The organism is Bacteroidales bacterium, from assembly GCA_029210725.1.
In the GTDB taxonomy this organism is placed as follows: Bacteria; Bacteroidota; Bacteroidia; order Bacteroidales.
The window spans coordinates 943-23,774 of the sequence record JARGFM010000026.1 but is presented as its reverse complement, the minus strand read 5'-3'; the positions used below and the strand labels follow the sequence as shown (position 1 = coordinate 23,774).

Here is a 22,832-nt window from a genome sequence, read left to right as displayed (position 1 = left end):
AAAAATGTCGCCTTTTTATGACCGGGAAACCTGCAGATCGATTTTTCTTTCAGAACTGGGGTCAACCACAGAATGAATTACATAGCTCTGGGATTCTGCTGGAAAGTACGGAAGGATCATTAAGAGGATCGTTCCTGGATATTACGCCCGGTTTTTCTGAAAAAGCAAGGCGGTCAGGAACAGAACCAGCAGGGCCAGCAGCGCGTGAATATGCATTGCCTTCAGCATCCCGGTGGCATCCCTGAGATAGCCCAGAATAATATTTCCGACACTGACTCCTGCCCCGTAATGAAAAGCCCATATCAGGGCCTGACCGGTATTCTGAAGGTGATCGGGCGTGCGCGCCTGCACATATTCCACCACCCCTATCAGGAAAAAGGCAATGGTGATGCAATGAAAAATGCTGAAAAAAATGGCCACTTCCGGCACCTCGATCAGACCGTAAAATACCAGACGCAACATGGAAATCCCCATGGAAAGAAGAATCATCTTTTCGGCGCCGATCCGTTTTACAATCCTTGTCCCCACGATATAAGCCGGGATTTCGGGAAGGGCCTGCAGGAAAAACACCCAGCCGATAAAGGAAGCCCCTGCGCCAATATCGTAATAGTAGAGATTGATAAACTGCATCAGGGGGGCAATGGCTATGCCCAGGAAGAAAATAAGCAGCAGGAAGAAGAGCAAGCGATAGTTACGAAAGAAGATGCCGAAGCTCCGGAAAGTAACCAGGCCTTTTCCCCTTACAGGCTTATCGGGCAGGGTTAAGAGGTTAATCATAGAAAGCAGCAGGAAGAGTCCGGCCGAGACTTTAAATATGATATCCGTTCCATGCCGGGCCAGGTAGCCCACGATCAGAGAAATAGACGCATACCCCACCGAGGTCCAGAGTCTGAACTGTCCATAGGAGAAGCGGGGGTTTGCCCGGACGAATCCAACAGTCATTCCATCCACCACCGCTCCCGAGGGCTGATGAAACACAGATATCACAGCAATAAACATGAGCATCCAGTGAAATTTGAAGGTTTCCCCGATCAGGATAACCATTACGGCACAAACAGAGGATAAGAGAAGCAGTATCCTGTTACCTCCATACCTGTCGGCCAGAATGCCCCAGAAAGGGACCACCAGGGCCGAGGTGAAAATAAAGACCGCATTCAGGATGCCGATCTGCATGCTGCTGAACCCGATGCCATCGAGGTGCAGGTTGTAATAGGATTGCCAGCCGGCAAAGGCGCCCAGAACAAGAAAGTAAAAAAGCGGAAGCTTATGCTCTTCTCTCATGGGAAAAGACCACTGCTCAAGGGCCCGGATTAAACTCATCTTCTAAAAATAAACACTTCTTCTGTAACTATGAACATCTTCTGAAACTATACACTTCATGTCAGTATGTCCCCTGTTTTGCTTACTTTAGGTAAGGAAGATTTCCGCAGGAATGGGTTTGCAAAGGTTCAATCTGAAATATATCACGGGCATCTCTCTGGTGGCAGCACTGGGGGGACTGTTGTTTGGATATGACTGGGTGGTCATCGGAGGGGCAAAACCCTTTTACGAGCAGTTCTTTCAGATCGCCCAAAACCCATCCCTTCAGGGATTGGCCATGAGCAGTGCCCTGGCAGGCTGCATTCTTGGCACGGTCCTCTCCGGGCTTCTTGCCGGGCGCTATGGGAGAAAGAAACTGCTGATGCTTGCCGCATTGCTGTTTCTTGTTTCCGCCGCAGGAACCGGTGGCTCTCAATATTTCTCCGCCTTTATCGCTTACCGGATTCTGGGAGGAATGGGGATCGGACTGGCTTCAACTCTTTCCCCGGTGTATATCGCAGAGATTGCCCCGGCCGGCCTCCGAGGTCGGTTTGTGGCCCTAAACCAGCTGACCATTGTCATCGGGATCCTGCTGGCTCAGATCGTCAACTGGATCATTGCAGAACCGGTGCCGGATCATGCTGCCGGATCTTTCATTATTAATTCCTGGAACGGGCAGACCGGCTGGAGGTATATGTTCCGGGCAGAAGCGGTTCCGGCCATACTTTTCTTCCTCTGCATGTGGTTTGTCCCCGAAAGTCCCAGATGGCTCATCAAAAAGGGATACCCCGACAAAGCCAGGGACATATTGAGCAGGATTGGCGGCAATCGCTATTCAAAACAGACCACTTTGGAGATTGAAGCCTCGCTTGATGCCGAAGGAGGAAAATCCGGGTCCGCTTCCATTTTGAGCAAATCCATCTTTCCGGTGCTTGTCATAGGAGTTATCCTGGCGCTGTTCCAGCAATGGTGCGGGATCAATGTAATCTTCCTGTATGCCGAGGAGGTCTTCTCTGCTGCAGGATACACCATCTCGGACATGCTCTTCAATGTAATGATCACCGGCAGTGTAAATCTGGTCTTTACCCTGCTTGCACTGAGCCTGGTGGACCGGATCGGACGTAAAAAACTACTGCTGTCAGGAGCAGGGGGCCTGGCCCTGATCTATTCCATTGTGGGGGCCCTCTATTTTACCGGTTCCACCGGCTTGCCACTCCTGATTTTTGTGATCGCCGCCATTGCCTGCTATGCCATGACCCTTGCACCGGTAACCTGGGTGGTTCTGTCTGAAATATTCCCCAATAAGGTAAGGGGTGCAGCCATGGCCGTTGCCACTTTTGCCCTCTGGACCGGAAATTTGCTGCTGGCCTATTTCTTCCCTCTTATTAATAATAAGATACATGCCTCGGGAAGTTTCTGGTTGTTTTCTCTGATCTGTGTGGCAGGCTTCTTCTATATCAAAGCCAGGCTTATTGAGACCAGGGGGAAATCTCTGGAAGAGATAGAGAAAGCTCTGTTAAACAAATAGGATTCAATATTTTATAAAGATAAAAGTATGAAAAAATTATCCGGATTACTCCTTATCCTGCTGGCTCTGACCGCATGCAATCATCAAAAAGAATTGTATATGGATCTGTCCGGTAAGTGGAAGGTTTACCTGGACAAAGAAGATTCTGGATTCACGGAGCTTTCGAACCATGCCGGTATTTCCGAAACGGTCATCCTGCCAGGTTCTCTGGTGGAGAATGGACTGGGAGATGAGATCTCGGTAAATACCAGATGGACCAGCCAGATTGTGGACAGCTCGTGGTACCGGATGGACCGTTATGCCCCCTACAGGGAGGAGGGAAATATCAAGATCCCGTTCTGGCTCCAACCTGAACTCAGGTATGTAGGCGCCGCCTGGTTTCAAAAGGAAGTCACGATTCCTGAAAACTGGAGCAATAAACATATCGTCCTGTCCCTGGAGAGACCGCACTGGGAGACAAAACTCTGGATAGATGATCAGGAGATCGGGATGCAGAACAGTCTGGCGACTCCCCACTCCTACCGTCTGACCGGTCAGCTTGATCCAGGAGAACATATAATAACCATTCGGGTCGATAACCGGATCAAAGAAATCAATCCCGGGATAAATTCGCATAGCCTTGCCGACCATACCCAATCGAACTGGAACGGACTGGCGGGGAGTCTATCCCTGAAAGCCCTGCCACTTGTTTTCATAGAAAAAATAAGGCTCTTCCCTGATGTGGAGCGTGGCCTGCTAAAGGTGGCAATAGAAGTCGGGAATTTAACCGAGGGTCCGCGGTCCTGTATCCTGAAACTCCGGGCCAGCTCCAGAGAAAGTGGTGAGAAGCTGAAGCCGGTGGCAGATGAGTTCGTTGTTAAAAAGAGTGAGGATGGAGAGATTTTCGAGCTTAGCTATCCCATGGGTGACTCCCCGGCTTTGTGGGACGAATTCGATCCGAAGCTCTATCTCCTGAACGTGGAACTGAAATCCGGAGAAGGTGTGGATACCAGGCAGCTTAGTTTTGGAATGCGCGAGTTCGAGGCCGAAGGTTCCCGCTTCACCATCAATGGTCGTCCCCTTTTCCTGAGGGGCACTCTGGAATGTGCCATCTTTCCCAAAACAGCTTATCCTCCCACCACTGCCGGGCCATGGATAAAACTTTTAAAAGCCGCCAGGGCACATGGCCTGAATCATATCCGCTTCCACTCCTGGTGCCCTCCCGAAGCAGCCTTTGAGGCTGCCGATGAGCTGGGGGTCTACCTGCAGGTGGAGTGTTCCAGCTGGGCCAATTCCGGGGCTGCCGTCGGAGATGGCCATGCCCTGGATTTATGGCTCTACGAAGAGGCTGAACAAATTCTTTCCTCATACGGGAACCATCCATCCTTCTGTATGATGGCCTATGGGAACGAACCGGCCGGTGCCAGTCAGGTTCCGTACCTGGAAGAATTCGTCAGCTATTTCAAAAAGAAAGATCCCCGGAGAATCTATACCGGCGGGGCCGGATGGCCCTATATCGAGTCGGCCGGTTTTTTCAGCGACCCAAATGCCCGCATTCAGCGCTGGGGGGAAGGACTGAACAGCATCATCAACGGCCAGGCTCCCCAGACCGCCTTCGACTACAGGGAGATCACCGGTAAAGTTCCCAAACCTTATGTGAGCCATGAAATAGGACAGTGGTGTGTCTATCCGGATTTCAAAGAGATCGGGAAATACGACGGGGTACTGAAAGCCCGGAATTTTGAAATTTTCAGGGAAACCCTGGAGGCGAGCGGAATGGCTTATCTGGCAGACAGCTTTTTGCTTGCTTCCGGCAAACTCCAGGCCCTGTGCTACAAGGCCGATATTGAGGCAGCCCTGCGTACCCCCGGTATGGCCGGATTTCAGTTACTCGACCTGCATGACTTTCCTGGCCAGGGAACAGCCCTGGTAGGGGTTTTGGACCCCTTCTGGGAAGAGAAAGGCTATATCACCCCCGGGGAATACAGCCGTTTCTGCAATGCAACAGTACCCCTTGCACGGATGACCAGAAGAATCTTCACCAACGAGGAAACCTTCGAAGCCACCGTGGAAGTGGCCCATTTTGGCAGCGAAGCTTTAAACAATCCGGATATCCACTGGAAAATCAGTACCCGGGATGAGACCATCCTGGCCCGCGGTCGCTTTGAAAAGAAGGAGATAAAGCTCGATAATAACCTGCTTGGATGCATTCGGTTTGAGCTCAGTCAGGTCAGCGGACCTGAAAAACTGAATCTGGAAATCTCGGTGAACCAGTATTCCAACGACTGGGATTTCTGGGTATATCCGGAGCATCTGCCAGTATTCAAGGAAAACGACATCTATGTGACGGGCCACCTGGACCAGGCTGCCCTGGAGGTCCTTAAGGGTGGCGGGAAGGTCCTCTGGACACTGGTACCAAATAGCCTGTCCGACTCAACCGGAGGGAATATTGCCCTGGGATTCTCTTCCATATTCTGGAACACGGCCTGGACAAGCGGACAGGCTCCGCATACCCTGGGACTCTTATGCGATCCCGCTCATCCTGCGCTTGCGGATTTCCCCACCGAATTTCACTCCAACTGGCAATGGTGGGATGCCATGCATCATGGCCAGGCCATCAGGCTGGATGGTATTGAACAAAGGATAGAACCCATTGTGCGGATCATCGATGACTGGTTCGAAAACAGGCCGCTGGCCCTTGTCTTTGAAGCCCGGGCAGGAGAAGGACAGATCCTGGTGAGCGGTGTGGATCTGCTATCCGACCCGGACAAGCGGCCGGAGGCTAAACAATTGATCTACAGCCTTAAAAAATATATGAGCTCATCCCGGTTTCAGCCCGGGCCTGAGATTTCCATGGAGGAACTCCAGAGATTAACAAAACCGGATTTTTGAACTTAGTCCTCCCGGACCGTAAAGGTGGTCTCAGCCAGAACAGCTTCCCCCCGGTCGTTCTGTCCCCGGAAAAAAACCACATACTCCCCCGGGTAATCCGGCGCTTTAAAGGATATCCTGCCAGGGAATCCCTTCTGAACCCGGAAATCGGGCAGCCAGAGGTGGGTGTTCCGGGTATCAGGCATTCGATCCCCGGGGGCGACAGGATCCGGAAGAGGTTCAATGACAGGCTGAAGGGCCAGGTAATCAATAAAAAAGGAGTGCTCCGGCAAATCTATCCCGGCCATGTCGCCATCCCTGGAAAGCAGATTGATAAGCCCCCCATAACGAAGATCCCCCTTGACATATACATCTTCAACCACATCGATCTGTCTGATCTTTGCAGGGGAGAGCGACATGAATTGTTCCATATCCAGGACAGGCACCTGATCGACCATTACCAGGGATTCATACAGGGAGAGGGAGGGGTTCTCGCTCTCGATCAGCAGGGTGGTCCTTCCCTTCCTGGTATGCAGGCTGACACCCGGAATAAGATTGATAAATACCTCCCGGAGGGTAGGCAATTGCACGTACTCGTCCAGATCGACTGAAAAAGTGGGAGTACCATAGAAAGCCGGGGCTCCGATGCCTGAGTCCGGATCCACAGGATCTTCGGCCGGACCATAAATCTCCGATAGCTGAAGATTCCTTGCCATAAGCGTCGCCCATTTCAGCTCCCCTTCTGTCAGACTAAAAGCATGAAGGCTGACGGGTACCTGGCGGGGATCAAAATCCTGGTCGATTCGCACCTCTACCTCCTCTCCATCCGGTCCTTCCGGCAGGACAAATATCTCATACTCTCCGCTTCTCACGGGAAGCCCGAGGGTGAATCTTCCCAGCGAATCGCTGCGGCAAACCAGATAGCCGGACACATCGCTCATCAGGGTCAGGTGGATCACAGCCGGGGAAAGTCCTTCCCCGGACCTGTCCGGGTACTCTACAGTTCCTGATAGCGAGGGACCATACCTGTCGGGCAGGTAGTCCACCCGGAAATCCGCACCTGACTGCTGATCCGTTCTACGGCTGGAGGAGGGTGCTGCACTGAGCGGAACAACTGCAAGGCTGCCCGCGACAGAATCCGGACCCAACTCAGCGGAAAGAGATAATTCCAGGGTCAGACTGTCCCCCCGTCTGCAGGACGAAACAAAACCGTTAAATCCCGGTGTAAGCTCTGCAACCCCGGTGAGGGGCAGTAAGGTCAGTCCATTTTCCGAGGGAAGCACCTGGCAAAGTTCCGGCCGGTTTGGGTTAATGATACGCAGGGGGAGGTAACTGAAATTACCGGGCCCCCGGTTTCTCATCCAGCGGGTATAGCCCCTGAACAGGTAATTCCCCGTCAGTAAGTCAGCGGGGATGCGGATCTCCCCGGAGGACACCTGGTTCAGAACCGGATACTTGCCCCGGGATACAGACTGACCATCGACCGACAGCAGTTCCACATAGAGTACCCTGCTCCATGCACCCGGACCGGTGGGTCCCGAAACAGTAAGCCTGGCACTGAAGCGGATCAACTCGCCGCTCACATAAAAAGAACGATCTGTCATAAAGTCGACCTCTTCCCGGATCTGAGCAGCCTCGCTGGTCCGGGCCGGATCAAAGGGAGAACGCTGCGCATCAAGACCCACAGCACATACAAGCAGCAGCACCGGCAAAAGCATGACCTGCATATACCCCGGAATCCCCCTTCCACAGTATATCCCCTTTTGAACGCTATGTTTGTGAGCTACCATGTTTCCCAGTGGATTGGCCGAATGGTATCCCCTCCCTGCAGGCGGCAGTCGAAACACTCCGAGGGGCCCCAGAAAGAAGGCTGGAATGGACCCGGAATATACAGGTATACCGGGAAAAGGCCGGGACCCAGCACACCCAGCGTACTCATGGACTGATACTCGCACTGGATGTGTGGCACATGAAAATCAAAGAGACTATTGTTATGCACAAAAATGCGCTGTTCCCTGAGTTGTGTGGCATAAAAGCAACCCAGCACCACCTCCTCCGGATCATCCACGTTATAGATGTTCCCGGTAACGGATGCGGGTTGCTTCTCGTACATTCCCCCCGACCCCACCGACTGATCATTCATTCGCCGCCAGTAGTCGTATGACTTCGATGATAAGGACTGTTGCTGCACATGCAGACTGTAGGTCACGGAAAGCCGGTCCATTTCATTGGATACAAAATTCAGGGGCAGCCTTCTCAGCTCATTGGCCGACAGGCTACGTGTGCTTGCGATATACACATGATCCAGGGGAAGATGCTTCCAGCACTTAAAGACTACATTGGACCGGAACTCCTCCGAATGTCCCCAGTCATACAAAATATGGGTTCCGAAAAGAGAAGCCCAGTACTCCCAGGTTTCATCCACCATCCAGATGATGTTTCTGGAATCGGCAGGCCTTCCTGTCATATCCAGGTAGAACTGGATGCCGGGACGGGCAAACTCCGGATCGGGAGTCTCCAGGGTGCCCGCTTCATAATAAACCCTTTCCAGCTGCGGACAGGCAAGAAGAGTGTCAAATTCAGAACGATATACCCGGTCCTCCGGGGTAATCACCAGCAGGCTGACGGCATCCCCCACTTCCAGGAAGGATTCGGGAAGATCGGCCACATAAACACCTTCCCCGGTATTGGTGTAATGAACCAGGTTGCCCTCCTGGTCCTCCACGGACACCATGCAAAAATCGACTCCCCGGAACGCGGGTTCCCGGTATGGAGCCGACCGGGATATGGTAATTTCATGGGGCCCCGGCCGGTCACTGACCATCCCGCTGATCACCAGGACCTCCTGTGATTCCTCCAGTACGGGTTCGTAAGGCTCCACGCACGATCCGCACAGAAGGGCCAGGGTCAGTATGGGAAGAAATTTATTCGCTGGCATAATTTCCAAGTCTAACATTCCACGATACCGTAATAATGGGCCGGGCGAATATGGAAAGCTTATATCCCCGGATCAGGCCACTTTCGTTCTGGAAAAAAACCGAATACGCATTTTTCCTCCCGGTCACATTATAGACTCCCAGCATCCAGAAACTATGGAAGCGTTTGTGTTTTCTCAAACTCCCTTCAATATTCATGGACAGGTCCACACGGAAGTAATCCGGTATCAGGTATTTGTTCCGGTCCGAGTAGTGAATGTAGGGAAGCTCATATTCGTAATAAACGGCCACCGGGTAGGTGCTCGGCCTGCCGGTCATATAGACCAGGTTGCCCGACAGGCTCACCCGTCTTCCCCGTTTGTAATTCACGACCAGGGACACATTGTGCGGCCGGTCAAAATTAGAGGGATAGGGCCTGCCCCCATTGATCTGTTCTCCGGTCTCCTCCATATCCACCTGCATAAACGAACGGGAATAGGTGTAGGACAACCAGCCATTCAGTCCGCCGGCTTCTCTCCGGATCATGGTTTCCACCCCGTAAGCCTTTTGCTTTCCCTGCAGGGTGGCACTCTCTACATAGGGGCTTTCGGTAAAACTGGCTCCGTCGCGATACTCCACAATCCCTTGTCCCCATTTGCGATAAAATTCTGCCGAAGCACTCATGGCCGATCCGGGAAAGTCCAGATAATACCCGGCAGACAACTGATCCATGAACTGGGGTCCAATGTGATAGTCACTCAGCTTCCACTGATCCGTGGGTGCCATGGCTACCGTGTTGCTCAGGATAAAAAGATACTGGTATCCCCGGTTATAGGAGAATTTCAGGGATGCCTGGTCGTTGATCAGGTACCTCATATTCAGTCGGGGCTCCAGTCCGGCATAGGCCCGGCTGAGTTCTCCCCGCCCGAAACTCAGGGTGTCCGCAATGTTCTCCTCCAAGAGGGGCATGCCCGGAGCGTATGTTCTTAGCTCCGAAGGCCCCAGAGAAAAGAAACTGGAGAAACGAAAACCGGCGTATACTTTGAGTCTCTCCGTCAGGGTCAGCTCATCGGCCAGATAAAGCGCCGTCTCCACTCCGTTTTCCAGTCCCAGGTCCAGGCTCTCTCTCAGAGAAGCGGCTCCAAATGGCTCCATGGAGCCCCTGTCCAGCTGGTAATAAATCCCACTTCCCCCGAAGGTCAGCTTATGCCGTCCCAGGGACAACCACTCAAAATCAGATTTCAGCTCATAGTGCCTGATGTAACTCTCATGCTCAAATCCGGCTGTCCGGAGGTGGGTATCCTGGTTCCTGAAACGATAACGACTGTATATCAGGGCGAGGGTCCCGCTGATCTGCTGATTGAAGCGGTGGCGGACATCCAGCGCTGCACCGGCATTGCCATAAGCATATTCCTGAACCGTACCCAGTTTGAAACGGTCCCTGCTCAGGTAGCCAAATACATTCAGTCGGGTCCTATCGCTGGCATTCCAGGTGTACACCCCGCTGGCATCGCTGAATCCTGCTTCACTTTCCCGGAGTTGCGGATCCTCCATCAGTTTCAGGATCCAGTCCGAATAGGTGGATCGCAGGCTCAGGGCAATGGAGCTTTTATCCTTCTTCAGAGGCCCCTCCACGGCCGCGTAAGCTGATACGGAACTGATCCCGGCCCTCGCCGACAAACGTTTCATGTTCCCCTGCCTGGTCTGAATATCAAAAAAGGAAGCCAGCCTTCCCCCGTACAAAGCGGGCAGATTACTTTTGTAGAGACTGAAATCCCTTACAATTTCCGGGCTGATAGCCGTGAAAAAACCGAAGAGGTGGGAACTGTTGTATACCGGGACTTTATTGATATAAATCATGTTCTGGTCCGCACTGCTTCCACGAACATTAAATCCGGACGAGCCTTCTCCCACACTCTGTACCCCCGGAAGCAGTTTCACCACATTCAGAATATCCCTTTCGCCCATAAGCAGCGGAACCTGCTTCAGAACCGAGTAGTTGAGCCTTTCGTAGCCCATCTGATTACCACTTACATGATCATGTCGTCCGGCCGTAACCACCACTTCGTCCAGCGGAATCAGGGTCTTCTTCATTTCCAGTTTCAGTTCCCCGCCGGAATGCACCACCATGGTAAACTGCAGCGACTCCATTCCCAAACTCTGACACAATACCCCGTAGGTCCCGGGTACGAGTAAAAAGTTAAAGCGCCCGTCCGAAGCGGTGGAGGCCCCTTTGCGAAGGACTTCCATATATACGGTGACCCCCACCAGGGGTTCCCCGCTCTCTTCGTCATGGATCTGCCCGCTGATCAGGGCTTTTCTCCCGGACCCGGCCTGTTCGGCCGATCCCACATGGATCTCTTCCAGCACCCTCACCCTCCGGCCGTTGATATACTTTTGTTCGGCCAGGGTGAGGTCCTCCTCCACAGCTTCCGGGAGCTCCCCATACTCCGGAACGGGGCTCTTCCTGGCACCTTCATAATCCGGCAACGCGCTTAATAAGGCGGCCCCGTCTGTCAGAAAAAGATGACCCCACTCATCGAGGTAGTAATCCAGTCCGGCGGGCTTCAGGATGGAATCCAGGACCGCAGGAAGAGAAAGGTTTTGTCCCTCCAGGGTCACCTGAAGGTCCCGCACCCAGGTGTCGAGGTAGTATATGGTGGTTCCGGTTTGTGCCTCCACCGCTGTTGCAAATTCTGAAAAGGGAACTTCCTGAAATGAGCCGCTGAAGCTCAGCCCTGCTTCCTGAGCACTCAATCCCCTCAGGAAAAACGCCAGAACAAGCAGTCCCGTTAAGACTCTCTCCCTCATGCCCCACCCCCTTCTTCCAGGAGCCGCATGGTGTCCAGAAGCATCTCCACCATCTCCCTGGTGGTGGCTCGTTGAAAGTTATAGTTCCTCTGCCTAAGCAAGCGTTTAAAGTCCCTTTTCCGCTCTTTGGGAAATACGCGCAAATAAGTTCTCTGGTCCCTGAACACCTTCCACTGATCCCCCTGCAGGATCCGGTATCTGCGTTCCGGGGGAGCAAAGCTGGTTCCGGACGAACTGTTGCCCAGCAGATCCCGGCTCCACCCGACATAGCAGATAGTGGTTCCGGAAGAAACCACCTGGTAATAAGCAGGTAGCTCCTCCGCGAACTGCATGCGTCTGAAGACATAGCCTTCCAGGGAAAAGTCCGAAATATTCTCAGGCACCGTCATGATCTGGTTCAGATGGCCCTCCGGGCTGTGATATTCCAGCTCCAGCTTCTGGGAATAGAGGTTGTAGCGTATTTTCACCTGCTCGTACCACTGTTGATTGATACACACACTGCCTTTGCGGAAGTGCCCGTCAATCCAGTACGGTTGGCCTTCCGAGCGAATATACTGATTGCTGAACTGAATCCCGTTTACCAGTTCCTGCTTGCTTCCAAAGCTCCGGTCGACCAGTTCCGAAAAACTTCCCTGAGCCCGCAGTTCAAAAGGGTCAAGGAGGGATAGGCCCAGCGCGAATCCCATAAATATAAACAAGGAAGGATATTTCATCCGGATCGGACAAATATGGGGAAAATTACCACTTTTTTGGCCAGGAACCTCAGTCATTCCGATGATCATAATCCAGAGGTTCCAGGTGAATGGTGGATTTCAGGTCCAGTTTTTCATCGATCAGCTCCTCAATAGCCGTAGCTATGGCATGCCCATCTTCCACCGAAACACTGTTTTTAATCTTGATATGAAAGGTTAATTCTTTGCTGCTGATATAATTATGGATATGAAAATGGTGAGGATGCAGGTCATAATCATACAGTGAGCGGATATGAGCCTTTATCTCCCGGATCAGCTCTTCACCCGGTTCCTCCCCCAGGATTTTATAGACAGCCTCCAACAATATCTCATAGGCCGCATACATCAGCATCAGGGAAACGACAATGCCCAGGACCCCGTCGATCCACCAGAAATAATCCTTGACCAGGATTCCGACCAGGATGACCAGGGAGGACAGGGCATCGGTCCGGTGATGCCAGCCATCAGCCTTCACCGTTGAACTACCCGATCTCCTTCCCAGATAAAATGCAAACTGGGCCATCAGCTCCTTGACCGCAATGGACACTATCGTTACAACAAGGGCCACGGTGCCAAAGTTTGCAGATTCCCTGGTTTGCAGGTTAACTATGGAATCCCGGACAAAGCCAATGGCAATCCATACCAGTATCAAAGCGATTATAATGGAAGAGATCAATTCCCACCGGCCATGGCCGTAAGGATGACCCTTATCGGGCTTCCTGGAGGCCAGCCTGGCACCCACGATAACCACCACGGAGCTGATTGAATCCGACAGCGTGTGCCAGGCATCGGCCATCAGGGCTACGGATCCGGAAACTATCCCTGCCCAGTATTTCAATGCGAACAGGGCCGTATTCACAAGAATCGAGACGGTCCCCTCCAGGTAACTTGCCTTTTTTCGTTCCATCTTGATCTATAAATGTATGGAGTTTTACCTGAGATAACAAGCCTGGCCGGACAATTGCCGGCCGGAAGGATACTCCGTTCATGCATCTGTAAAAATAGAAAATATATTTACGTACTTTTATTCGGAAAGATCAAATCAATTCATACAGCAGCCTTATGCATAGCTTTGCTTCAACAGTTCTCAGGGGACTTACTCTCCTCCTTCTGATCAGCCTTTTCTCATGCAATCAGGATTATGTCACCATTCCATTCGACAGTGACATGGAGGTTTCCGGAATGAAATTTGCCCTGGAGGAAATCTCAGCGGGACTGCCGGATAACTGGGATGGATATGAGTTTGTGGTTCTGGAATTTATGATCAGCACCCCGCAGCGTTTTCATGTGGGATTCACCACAGAGACCGGCTATAATGAACTGCGTATCATGAGTTATACCCCCGGTGGATGGAACCGCCTGGCCATCCCGCTGCGTTTTTACAGGGAACCACCAGATGCCCGGGGCGACCTGGCGGGAACCTTCAACCAGCCCAGGTATACGGGATGGATCAATCTGAGTGGCACCCGGATGCCTTTAAAGGGAGTGGATTCGATAGGCATCCGCATGCATGTCCCCATCGGCAACCCGCACATGAAATTGCGTTCCGTAAGTCTTTCCAAAGAAGATCCGGGCGATCAGTACCTGGGGGAGCTTCCCGTGGTGGACGAGTTCGGACAATACAACCTGGGAGACTGGGAGGGAAAGATTTATTCCCTGGAACAGTTGCAGGAGGAGTGGACGGCAGAAGATGTTTTACCCGCAGACCCGGCCCGGTTCAACTACTCCAAATATGGAGGGTACCTGGATGCCAGGATCGATCAGGGCACCGGTTTCTTCAGAACGGAGAAAGTGGATGGCCGCTGGTGGTTCGTGGACCCGGAAGGCTACCTTTTTCTGTCCCACGGAGTGAACTGTGTGGGGCCCGGCGGAGGAGGCGGGGTCTATCGGCTGGAACAGCGCCGGAACCTTTTCAAGGAACTTCCGCCTGAGGATCCCGGCTCCCGGAACGACAGGTACCGCGCCACTTCCTTTGGAAGATGGAACCTCACCCGGCGCTACGGGGAAGAGGCCCGTAAAAAATCTGTAGACAACATCCTTACCCGGATGGACCGCTGGGGTCTCAATACCATTGCCAACTGGTCCAACCGGGAAGTATACCAACGAAACGAAAAAGCCTTCACCCTTCAACTCAATGACATTGGCATTGAGGGCGGACTGATGGGACTTGCAGATGTGTATGACAGCGATTTCGAAAAAAATATTGACGAAGCGATCCGGACCAGTGTGGAGCCCTACCGGGATAATCCATGGCTGCTGGGATATTTTACCTATAATGAGCCCTCCTTCCTGGGACGGGAACAGCGACTCTGCGATCTGATCCTCCAGGGAGAGGACCGGGCCATTAAAAAAGAACTGCAGGATCATCTTGCGGAGGAAGACACGCCTGAAAGCAGGATCCGGTTTATCCACCATACCTTCCGGATCTTTATTGAAACGGTCGACCGGGTACTGGAAAAACACGATCCCAACCACCTGACCCTGGGAATCCGCTTCGGCCAGGAAGCCGACAGTAAGATCCTGGAACTGTGCAAGGATGTGTTTGATGTATTCAGCTTTAACTGCTACGACCTCTTCCCGCGTAAAGAGATGATGGACCGCTTCTCGGAGGTGACCGGTAAACCCCTGTTCATCGGGGAATATCACTTCGGAACGGTGGACCGGGGCATGGCGCAGTCCCTCTGGCAGGTTTCTTCGCAGGAAGAGAGAGGGGTGGCTTACCGTTATTATACCGAAAGGGCCTATGAACACCCGGCCCTGATAGGCACCTCCTACTTTCAGTGGTGCGACCAGGACCTGACCGGACGGGGCTACGACGGCGAAAACTACAACTGCGGACTGGTCGATGTAAGCGACCGGCCCTACCCCCTCCTGGTGGATGCCATCTCCGAGACAGCCACCCGGATCTACGGGATTCACTCCGGCAGGACAAGAGCCTTTGACCAGGCTCCTTCTAAGGCACGTGGACATCATGCCATCCCGGACCTGTGGAACGAATGAAACATACGGCGAGGAAGACCGTCCCGACGCTCCTGTTCCTCTTTCTTGTCTGGACCTCCTGCAGCAGGGAGCCTGAGACCCTGGAAATTGTTCCGGTGGAGAACCTCAGCACACAGTTCATCTTTGCCCTTCTGGCTGCAGGAGTGGATACCAATAACGATGGCATTATCAGCCATGCAGAGGCCCGGGAGGTCCTGGATCTGAATGTACAGTTCAGGGGGCTTACCGATCTGAATGGAATTGAGGCATTCACCAAGCTGCTGAAATTAAATTGTTATCAGAATCGACTGGTTGATCTGGACCTGAGCAACAACCCTTCCCTCAGCCATCTGGACTGCGGATTCAACCAGCTAACCAGCCTCGATGTCTCAGAGTCGCCCGGCTTAAGCTTTCTGAATTGCTACGGTAATGAACTGAAAACCCTGGATGTTTCCGCGAACAGCGGACTGACCTACCTTGCCTGTGGGGGGAACGCCCTGAGGAGTCTGAATATCTCTGGCAATAAGAATCTGACCCATCTGTTTTTGGAGGACCTTCCCGACCTGCAGGGAGTATGTGTATGGACCCTGCCATTTCCTCCTCCCGGGCTTCAGGTGGATATAAAGGGCAGCCCCCGGGTGATCTTCACCTCCGGATGCAGTCCATAGAAAAACTTTTTGAACTCAGCCTGCCGGATGGGATACCCCTAATCCGGAACAGAGACCTCGTTTACGATCAACCAGGTCTTTTTATCCCTTTGGTGCCATTCGCAGAGGTATTCGCCCCCGACTCTCAATCCCGATTCCAGACGGATCATCCAGCGGCCTTTTTCCACGGCCATGGATTTCGAAGCATGAAGGGAAGTAATATCCAGGCTCTCAAACTGGAATTCGCCCATCTGAGACCGGTAAAAGTCACGGATGGCGGATGTACCGCATCCCTCCCCCAGTACGCAGGCACCTTCGCTGTATTTGGTCAGCAGGGAATCCACATTCCCCGAATTAAACCAGCGAATGGAATTGGCGTTGTTGTTGGTAATAAGCTCCCTGACCTGGTTCTCAGACTGAGCATTTCCATCCACGCAGATACTCAGCAAAACAAAAATGGCGGCGGCACATGCCATGGCCAGAATCGAAAGTTTTTTCATGGTGTTGGTTTTAAGGTTAAATACATTACTTACCTGTTTGAAAAACAGCCTGAGCCGGATGTTCGATGAATCATAAACCTGGTAATCGAGCGCTGAAAAAATGACCCTGATGGTGTGACTCCTGGGTTCGACCTCCCCGGATTCGATCCGTTGAAGGGTCCGGACACTCAGGTTGCACTTTTCCACAAGTTCCTCCTGAGTATAGCCTTTTGCTTTTCTCAGGTCTGCGATTTTTCTGCCTAATTCGGGCTGTTTCATTTTCATTTGAATTCTCAGGCAATTTTAGGATTTAACTTCAAAACGGAGAACGACGTAGCGGTGACTTTCACATGACTTTCTAGCGACATGCACCTGACTTACAGGGTATTCCGGTCAAATAGCCCGGATATATACGACATCCAAGTTAATGAATAAATTCTCCATCATCAATCAGGCTGGTCCTCCAGGCTTCCACGAAAAAATAATCTTTATGGATTGTAACGAAAAGGATATTTATCCGTCTTTACTACTAAATCCGAAAGGAAAACTCCGAATCCTGAAAATATTTTTGACCACAAGACTCCATGATCAAGCTCCTGACCCTCACTACCCTGATCACTTTAGCCACAACATCCCTTCTCAGGGGGCAGACCGAATACCTGCCAAAAAAAAAATATGAAGCCTTCCGGATAGAGGAAGCTCCTGTCATTAACGGGATCTTCGATGATGAGGCCTGGAAGCAGGGCAGCTGGGCAGGCGATTTCACCCAGCTCGAGCCCTATGCCGACAGGCCCCCGTCGCAGCCGACCGAGTTTAAGGTGGCCTTTGACAATATGAACCTCTATATTGCCGTGAAGGCACTGGACAGCGCCCCGGACAGCATTACCAACCGGATGAGCCGGCGCGACAACGGAGACGGGGATATGGTCTTTATCATATTTGACAGCTATCACGATCTGCGAACGGGTTTTATATTTGGACTGAGCTCCTCAGGGGTCAGGTTTGATATGATCCAGACCAATAACGGACAGAATGAGGACCCCACCTGGGATCCTATCTGGCTGGGAAAGGCGCAGCTTCACGATTGGGGATGGGGAGCTGAAATGAAAATCCCGTTTACCCAGTTACGTTTCAAAAAAAACTCCCGGGAGGTCTGGGGTTTTGAGGTGGCGCGACAAATATTCAGGGAAAATGAACTGAGTCTGTGGCACCCCATCCCGAGGAATGCACCGGGACTGATGCATGCCATGGGGGAACTCAACGGCCTTCAGGATATCGAACCCAGGAAACAGCTCGATCTGATGCCATACGGGGTTGCCGCACTAAATACCTACGAACCGGAGGAGGGAAATCCTTATGCAGATGGATACGATTACAAACTCAACATGGGACTGGATGGCAAGATTGGCGTTACCAATAACCTCACCCTGGATTTCACCATCAATCCCGATTTCGGACAGGTGGAAGCGGACCCCTCAGAAGTGAACCTGACCGCCTTTGAGAACTTCTTCGAAGAGAAACGGCCCTTTTTCATTGAAGGGAAAAGCATCACCAGTTTTAATGTGGGACTGGGCGACGGGGATGTGGGAAATGACAATCTCTTTTACTCCCGCCGCATAGGACGAAGGCCTCAGGGCTACCCATCCATCGATGATGATGAGTATACCACCGTACCCAGGTTCACCCGTATTCTGGGAGCTGCCAAGCTTACCGGAAAGACAGAAAACGGATTGTCAGTGGGCATTATGGAGGCCCTTACAGCCGACACAAAAGCAAGGATCGATCAGGAAGGTAGCGAACGAAAGGAAACCGTAGAGCCACTTACCAACTACTCTCTGGCTCGGGTACAAAAGGACTTCAACAAGGGAAATACGATTGTTGGAGGAGCCCTTACCAGCACCATACGCAGACTGGAGGGGACCGAAATGGACTACCTGCATAAAAATGCCACTACCGCCGGAGTTGATTTTACCCAGTATTACAAGGAGCGCAATTACATGCTTAATGCCTCCCTGTATATGAGCCATGTGCAGGGGAGTGAAGAAGCCATCTCCCGCACCCAGCAATCTTCGGCCAGGTATTTTCAGCGACCCGATGCCGATTACATGGAATTTGACGGGACCCGTACCAGCCTCTCCGGAGCCGGGGGGAAACTTGAGTTCGGGAAGATAGGCGGGAACTGGAATTTCCTGTTTATGCATATATTCAAAACACCTGGCCTCGAGCTCAATGACATGGGCTATATGCAGCTTTCCGATCATATGCTGAATGTGCTGTGGACCGGATATAATTTCACAGAACCCTTCAGTATCTTCCGGAGCCTTCGCCTGAATACCGATGTGCACATAAGCAATGATTTCGGGGGTACCATCACCGGTATCGGTTACGAGTATAACGCAAATGCCAGCTTCAAGAACTTCTGGAGCGCAGGTTTTGGAGGAGGAATCACCGCTCACAATATTTCGAACAGAACCCTGAGGGGCGGACCCTCCATGTACCTTCCCGGCGACGGGAGGTTCTATTTCCGGGTGATGTCCGATGACCGCAAAGCCATTTCCGGGGGATTCTTCGGAAATATCAGCCGGGGTGCAGATAAGTATTATGAACGGTACTCCTATTCTCTTTTACTGACCATCCGGCCCCTGAATACCCTCTCCGTTTCGCTCTTCCCGTCCTTTTCTCCCAGCAAGCAGGAACTTCAGTATGTAAACCAGACGGATATGAATGAAGATGCCCGGTATATCTTTGCTTCCATCGATCAGAAAGTGCTTAGCATGTCGCTGAGGATCAACTACAATATCACTCCCGACCTGACCATCCAGTACTGGGGCCAGCCCTTCACAGCCTCCGGCAAATACTCTGATTTTAAAATGATCACCGATCCCAAAGCGGAGCGTTTTTCCGACAGGTATCATCTCTATGCAGCCGATCAGATCCATCTGAATGATCAAAGCTATGAGATCGATGAGAATCTGGATATGAATGTGGATTACAGTTTCGAAAACCCCGATTTTTCAGTGGATGAGTGGCTGTCGAACCTGGTTATCCGGTGGGAATTTTTGCCTGGATCCACAGCCTACCTGGTATGGTCACAGACCAGGGACTATTACATACAGGACGGGGATTTCGCTCTGTGGGAGAACATGAACCACATGTTTACGAATAAGCGGGCCACCAACACCTTCCTGGTGAAATTCTCCTACCGCTTTGGCCTGAGGTAAGATCAATTCTCCGGGCGCCCGATCAGCTCCCTGAACTCTGTGTCCTGCCTGAGGTCCTTGTATAAAGGAGAATACCTGACCTCATTCCAGCCATAGCCCCGTATTAGTCCGCTCTCCAGGTAGGAGAATGCCGGTTGCTTCTTTCCCAGAATCAGGAAGAGTTCACCTGTAACAAAGGCAGCTGTGGTATCCAGATCTTCCGGATCTTCCGGGGGATCAAAGCGCTCCAGGTAAAACAATGCTGAATCCTCCAGCCCCAGCAAACCAAACCAGGTGGCAAATTTCAAATCCGGACAGTTGGGGTCCTGGTGTCCAATGGATATGGCATTCCGAAAGGATTCGCTGGCCAGAGATTCTTTGCCCGATAACAGGTAGGCGCGACCCAGGGCCCCATGAAGATTATAATTCTGAGGAGTATAGTTCAGCGCTTTCTGATAACAATGGATCGATTTTTCAAATTCGCCCTGATAATAATAAATGATTCCCATATTCCACAAGACCTGTCCCTGCGCGCTGTCCTGCTCCAGAATCTCCCCGAAACCCGCCAGGGCTTCATCAAACTTTTCCAGTTCAAAATTACACGCAGCGATAGCGTGCATAATGGTCAGATGACCGGGCGAAAATTTCAATGCCAGCTCAAATTCCTCCATGGCCTCCCTGAATCTGGTCTGTGCAAAATAGAACCCTCCCAGATAGTAATGCGTCAGATGGGAATCGGGATCCATCTGTATCGCTTTGCGATGGTGCTGCTCGGCCTTTTCCGCCTCCCCGGTCATTTCATAGAGATAGGCCAGTTCGGAGTATATATCGGACCTGACTGAATCCAGGGATCTGGACTGCTCGTAGTAGGACAGAGCCTCTTCAAACTCTCCCTTTTCAACGAGGGCAGAAGCCAGGGTCATCAGGGCATAGGCATCCTGGTCATTGAGTTCCACAGCTTTCCGGCCATATTTCAGGGATTCATCGTTCCAGGCCGCATTCAGCGTAAAATGGTATTTCAGGGTATAGGCCTGGGCAACCCCCGCATAGGCCTGGGCAAAGAGAGAATCTTTTTCAATGGCCGAAAGAAACAGCTTCAGGGCCTCATTTATATGCTCCTCTGTCTCTATCCCTTCCCTTAGAATCCCCCTTCCTGTCAGGTAGAGTTCATTAGCCTCATGGAGGCTTGGTCCGCCCAGGGTGATCCGTTCCTTTGTTTCAGATTCCAGTTCCAGCCCGAGCATGGACACCATGACCGAAATCACTTCATCCTGGATAATCAGGTTTTGCCCTTTGGAATAGTCGAGTTTTTCGGAGCGGATCAGGCTCTGGGTTCTGGCATCAATCAGGTTCAGGATCAGACGACTGGAGGTCTGATCCATCTGGATGCTGCCCGAAATAACCAGGGAAACACCAAATTTCTTCCTGGCTTCTGCTGCGGTTATGGCTTCTACAATCTCACTGGGCGGAATCACAGAAAAAATCTGTTCCGAATTCCCCACCCTGGACAGCATATAGGTGAGCGATTCCACCAGTCCACTGGCAAAAAAGCCCAGTTCCGCATCGTTCCCGATAATCTTTAAGGGCAGCACAGCAATGGAGCTCTGGCTGACCCCGCTCAGGGGAGAATTGCTGTTCCTGAATATCTTTGGATACATCAACAAACCGATAACTACAACGAGCACCGCAATAATGATGTTACTGACCACGGGTCTTCTGACCCGCTCCTGCACTTTCTTTCCAACGGTCCCGGCCGCCTCATCCGATGGGGTCTTCACAATGCCGGAAGGAGAAATGTCGTAGATCCAGGACAGAACCACAGCTATAAGCGCCCCCAGCAGCAAGAGATACAAAACCAGGTCCACCGTCCAGTCGGGGAATCCCCAACGGGGGAATATAATATCGGCCGCCTCTAATATAATAAAAGCGGTCCCGGCATAAATAGCCAGTACCCTGGGGACATTCCGTCGTTTTAATTCCTGCCAGAACTTAAAGAATCTTGGGTCCCTGCCGGTCATCGGGCGTTTAAGTTGGTGTTCAGGTAAACTTATGAAAAAAAAGCCGATGACCGGAACAATTCTGTATGAAACAGTCACCGGGAATATGTCCCGATCCATAATAATAGAGGTTAATAACTTATGATAACGCAACCTATTTGCAATCTCATCCCTCCTTACCTTAGAGCCTGAAGAAAAAATTACCGGTAATGAAAGTCTGGAATACACTCATTTTTGCTTTTTTTATTTTCTGCATGTTCCTGGTCAGACCGAGACAGGATATCGTATTTGGAGCGGTTGACAAGTCGGAGTATATCAGGCTGTTTGAAAAAGGCAAAGATTTTGTGCTCTGTGTGGACGACAATCAGACATTTACAGGAACCTATACCATTGCGAGGGATACCGTTTTTCTTTCCTACGGAGAACACCGGAACCAGGCGGCCGGCAAACAGGCTTTTACGCAGGCAGATTACCGTGAAATACTCCCCACAAAACTACTTATAAACAAAGAGGCTTCGAATATCAAATCCACGGAAGGCGATGAATTCTCCGCTCAGATTTATCTGGATATCCGCCAGAAGCCAAACAAAATTGCAGCTGAAAAAAACAGATTCCCGGGTAATTCAAAGGCAAATATTCTAGCCTCGGGTACCGTGAAAGAAGACCCGGACTAAGCAGGAGTCCGTTTCGTATAAAGCTGAAGTTCCTTCTTCTTTATTAACTTCCCTTAAACTGAGAGAATTCGCTAAGGCCACGGAGGAAAATTTTCCTAACTTGCTTTCGTAATAAATAGGGCTTCACAAAACTCTTAACCATTTAATATTCAATATGATACAAAGCATCAAAAATAGGCATTTCCTAACTTTTTATAATTCATTGATATCCAAATATATACAAGGGTCATTTCACCCAAATTTAACCATTTTTCACCCATTTTCGACCCGAAAAATACCCGAGTTAGGAAATTGGAGTTATGTGAAAGCCTTAGTTTCTACCATTGTAATGATTTGTATGCTTGACATTTAGTTTCCTAACTCTTAATTTACTGGTATCCGCATCATGAAAAATGTCATAGACTTTCACAAAACTAGAGGGTACCGGTCATGGGGGGTGCACTCCCAATTTGTGGAAAAGATTAGTTGTATGATACCGGATAAATAAAAAACATTGGGTTTACGAATCGCTAAACACGTACAACCCAATGAAAAACTACGAGAGTTTATTTTCAAAAGTAGCAGAAATCACCGAAGAGTTCAAGGAGAATCTGCGATATAATGAGTTTGAACAATCCTTGACAGAATTGATGAACAGGTTTCTTGCAGCAAAGATCGAAGAGGTGTTGAACGCCTTGATGCAGGATGTGTGGTTCAGATCCTTACTGTGCTCCATTGCCAGC

At 51.2% G+C, this 22,832-nt stretch carries 14 protein-coding genes; 6 read left to right on the top strand and 8 right to left on the bottom strand.

Features of this window, described 5'->3' with window-relative positions:
- Positions 1-141: 141 nt before the first annotated feature.
- Complete coding sequence (locus P1P86_13100; protein MDF1576118.1) at positions 142-1,320, bottom strand: MFS transporter; 1,179 nt, start codon at positions 1,318-1,320, stop codon at positions 142-144.
- A gap of 112 nt (positions 1,321-1,432) precedes the next feature.
- Between P1P86_13100 and P1P86_13095 the strand changes: the two genes are divergently transcribed.
- Together P1P86_13095 and P1P86_13090 are read left to right on the top strand one after the other, a co-directional pair.
- Positions 1,433-2,827: a sugar porter family MFS transporter gene (locus P1P86_13095; protein ID MDF1576117.1), complete on the top strand. Its 1,395-nt coding sequence runs from the start codon at positions 1,433-1,435 to the stop codon at positions 2,825-2,827.
- Between the two features lie 27 nt (positions 2,828-2,854).
- Complete coding sequence (locus P1P86_13090; protein ID MDF1576116.1) at positions 2,855-5,698, top strand: beta-galactosidase; 2,844 nt, start codon at positions 2,855-2,857, stop codon at positions 5,696-5,698.
- A gap of 2 nt (positions 5,699-5,700) precedes the next feature.
- Here the strand turns inward: P1P86_13090 and P1P86_13085 are convergent, their stop codons facing one another.
- Genes P1P86_13085 through P1P86_13065 form a run of 5 tightly spaced genes read right to left on the bottom strand, consistent with a single transcriptional unit; the run spans position 5,701 to position 13,041 of the window.
- The gene (locus P1P86_13085; GenBank protein ID MDF1576115.1) at positions 5,701-7,467 is read right to left on the bottom strand and encodes a hypothetical protein; all 1,767 of its coding nucleotides are present in this window, start codon (positions 7,465-7,467) and stop codon (positions 5,701-5,703) included.
- A complete protein-coding gene (locus P1P86_13080) occupies positions 7,461-8,615 on the bottom strand; it encodes a DUF4249 domain-containing protein (GenBank protein ID MDF1576114.1) in 1,155 nt (384 codons plus the stop codon). The genes P1P86_13085 and P1P86_13080 overlap by 7 nt, the downstream gene beginning before the upstream one ends.
- Positions 8,602-11,403 (bottom strand): TonB-dependent receptor, encoded by a 2,802-nt coding sequence (locus tag P1P86_13075; protein ID MDF1576113.1) that lies wholly within the window; start codon positions 11,401-11,403, stop codon positions 8,602-8,604. The genes P1P86_13080 and P1P86_13075 overlap by 14 nt, the downstream gene beginning before the upstream one ends.
- Entirely contained in the window at positions 11,400-12,116 is a 717-nt protein-coding gene (locus tag P1P86_13070; GenBank protein ID MDF1576112.1) for a hypothetical protein, read from the bottom strand. The genes P1P86_13075 and P1P86_13070 overlap by 4 nt, the downstream gene beginning before the upstream one ends.
- A gap of 49 nt (positions 12,117-12,165) precedes the next feature.
- Complete coding sequence (locus tag P1P86_13065) at positions 12,166-13,041, bottom strand: cation diffusion facilitator family transporter (protein ID MDF1576111.1); 876 nt, start codon at positions 13,039-13,041, stop codon at positions 12,166-12,168.
- 155 nt (positions 13,042-13,196) lie between these two features.
- Between P1P86_13065 and P1P86_13060 the strand changes: the two genes are divergently transcribed.
- Both P1P86_13060 and P1P86_13055 read left to right on the top strand, forming a co-directional pair.
- Complete coding sequence (locus P1P86_13060) at positions 13,197-15,134, top strand: hypothetical protein (protein ID MDF1576110.1); 1,938 nt, start codon at positions 13,197-13,199, stop codon at positions 15,132-15,134.
- On the top strand, positions 15,131-15,781 hold the full coding sequence (locus tag P1P86_13055) for a hypothetical protein (GenBank protein MDF1576109.1): 651 nt from the start codon (positions 15,131-15,133) through the stop codon (positions 15,779-15,781). Before P1P86_13060 ends, P1P86_13055 begins: the two co-directional genes overlap by 4 nt.
- Positions 15,782-15,819: 38 nt before the next feature.
- On the opposite strand, the gene P1P86_13050 is transcribed toward P1P86_13055, so the two are convergent.
- Positions 15,820-16,524, bottom strand: a complete 705-nt coding sequence (locus P1P86_13050; protein ID MDF1576108.1) for a helix-turn-helix transcriptional regulator — start codon at positions 16,522-16,524, stop codon at positions 15,820-15,822.
- 299 nt (positions 16,525-16,823) lie between these two features.
- Between P1P86_13050 and P1P86_13045 the strand changes: the two genes are divergently transcribed.
- Entirely contained in the window at positions 16,824-19,460 is a 2,637-nt protein-coding gene (locus P1P86_13045; GenBank protein MDF1576107.1) for a DUF5916 domain-containing protein, read from the top strand.
- 2 nt (positions 19,461-19,462) lie between these two features.
- Here the strand turns inward: P1P86_13045 and P1P86_13040 are convergent, their stop codons facing one another.
- The gene (locus P1P86_13040) at positions 19,463-21,457 is read right to left on the bottom strand and encodes a tetratricopeptide repeat protein (protein ID MDF1576106.1); all 1,995 of its coding nucleotides are present in this window, start codon (positions 21,455-21,457) and stop codon (positions 19,463-19,465) included.
- Between the two features lie 188 nt (positions 21,458-21,645).
- Between P1P86_13040 and P1P86_13035 the strand changes: the two genes are divergently transcribed.
- Entirely contained in the window at positions 21,646-22,110 is a 465-nt protein-coding gene (locus tag P1P86_13035) for a hypothetical protein (GenBank protein ID MDF1576105.1), read from the top strand.
- The last annotated feature ends 722 nt before the right edge of the window (positions 22,111-22,832 follow it).

Coding starts and splice junctions, on each gene's coding strand:
- P1P86_13100 (MDF1576118.1), bottom strand. CDS start 1,320: ATGAGTTTAATCCGGGCCCTTGAGCAGTGGTCTTTTCCCATGAGAGAA.
- P1P86_13095 (MDF1576117.1), top strand. CDS start 1,433: ATGGGTTTGCAAAGGTTCAATCTGAAATATATCACGGGCATCTCTCTG.
- P1P86_13090 (MDF1576116.1), top strand. CDS start 2,855: ATGAAAAAATTATCCGGATTACTCCTTATCCTGCTGGCTCTGACCGCA.
- P1P86_13085 (MDF1576115.1), bottom strand. CDS start 7,467: ATGGTAGCTCACAAACATAGCGTTCAAAAGGGGATATACTGTGGAAGG.
- P1P86_13080 (MDF1576114.1), bottom strand. CDS start 8,615: ATGCCAGCGAATAAATTTCTTCCCATACTGACCCTGGCCCTTCTGTGC.
- P1P86_13075 (MDF1576113.1), bottom strand. CDS start 11,403: ATGAGGGAGAGAGTCTTAACGGGACTGCTTGTTCTGGCGTTTTTCCTG.
- P1P86_13070 (MDF1576112.1), bottom strand. CDS start 12,116: ATGAAATATCCTTCCTTGTTTATATTTATGGGATTCGCGCTGGGCCTA.
- P1P86_13065 (MDF1576111.1), bottom strand. CDS start 13,041: ATGGAACGAAAAAAGGCAAGTTACCTGGAGGGGACCGTCTCGATTCTT.
- P1P86_13060 (MDF1576110.1), top strand. CDS start 13,197: ATGCATAGCTTTGCTTCAACAGTTCTCAGGGGACTTACTCTCCTCCTT.
- P1P86_13055 (MDF1576109.1), top strand. CDS start 15,131: ATGAAACATACGGCGAGGAAGACCGTCCCGACGCTCCTGTTCCTCTTT.
- P1P86_13050 (MDF1576108.1), bottom strand. CDS start 16,524: ATGAAAATGAAACAGCCCGAATTAGGCAGAAAAATCGCAGACCTGAGA.
- P1P86_13045 (MDF1576107.1), top strand. CDS start 16,824: ATGATCAAGCTCCTGACCCTCACTACCCTGATCACTTTAGCCACAACA.
- P1P86_13040 (MDF1576106.1), bottom strand. CDS start 21,457: ATGACCGGCAGGGACCCAAGATTCTTTAAGTTCTGGCAGGAATTAAAA.
- P1P86_13035 (MDF1576105.1), top strand. CDS start 21,646: ATGAAAGTCTGGAATACACTCATTTTTGCTTTTTTTATTTTCTGCATG.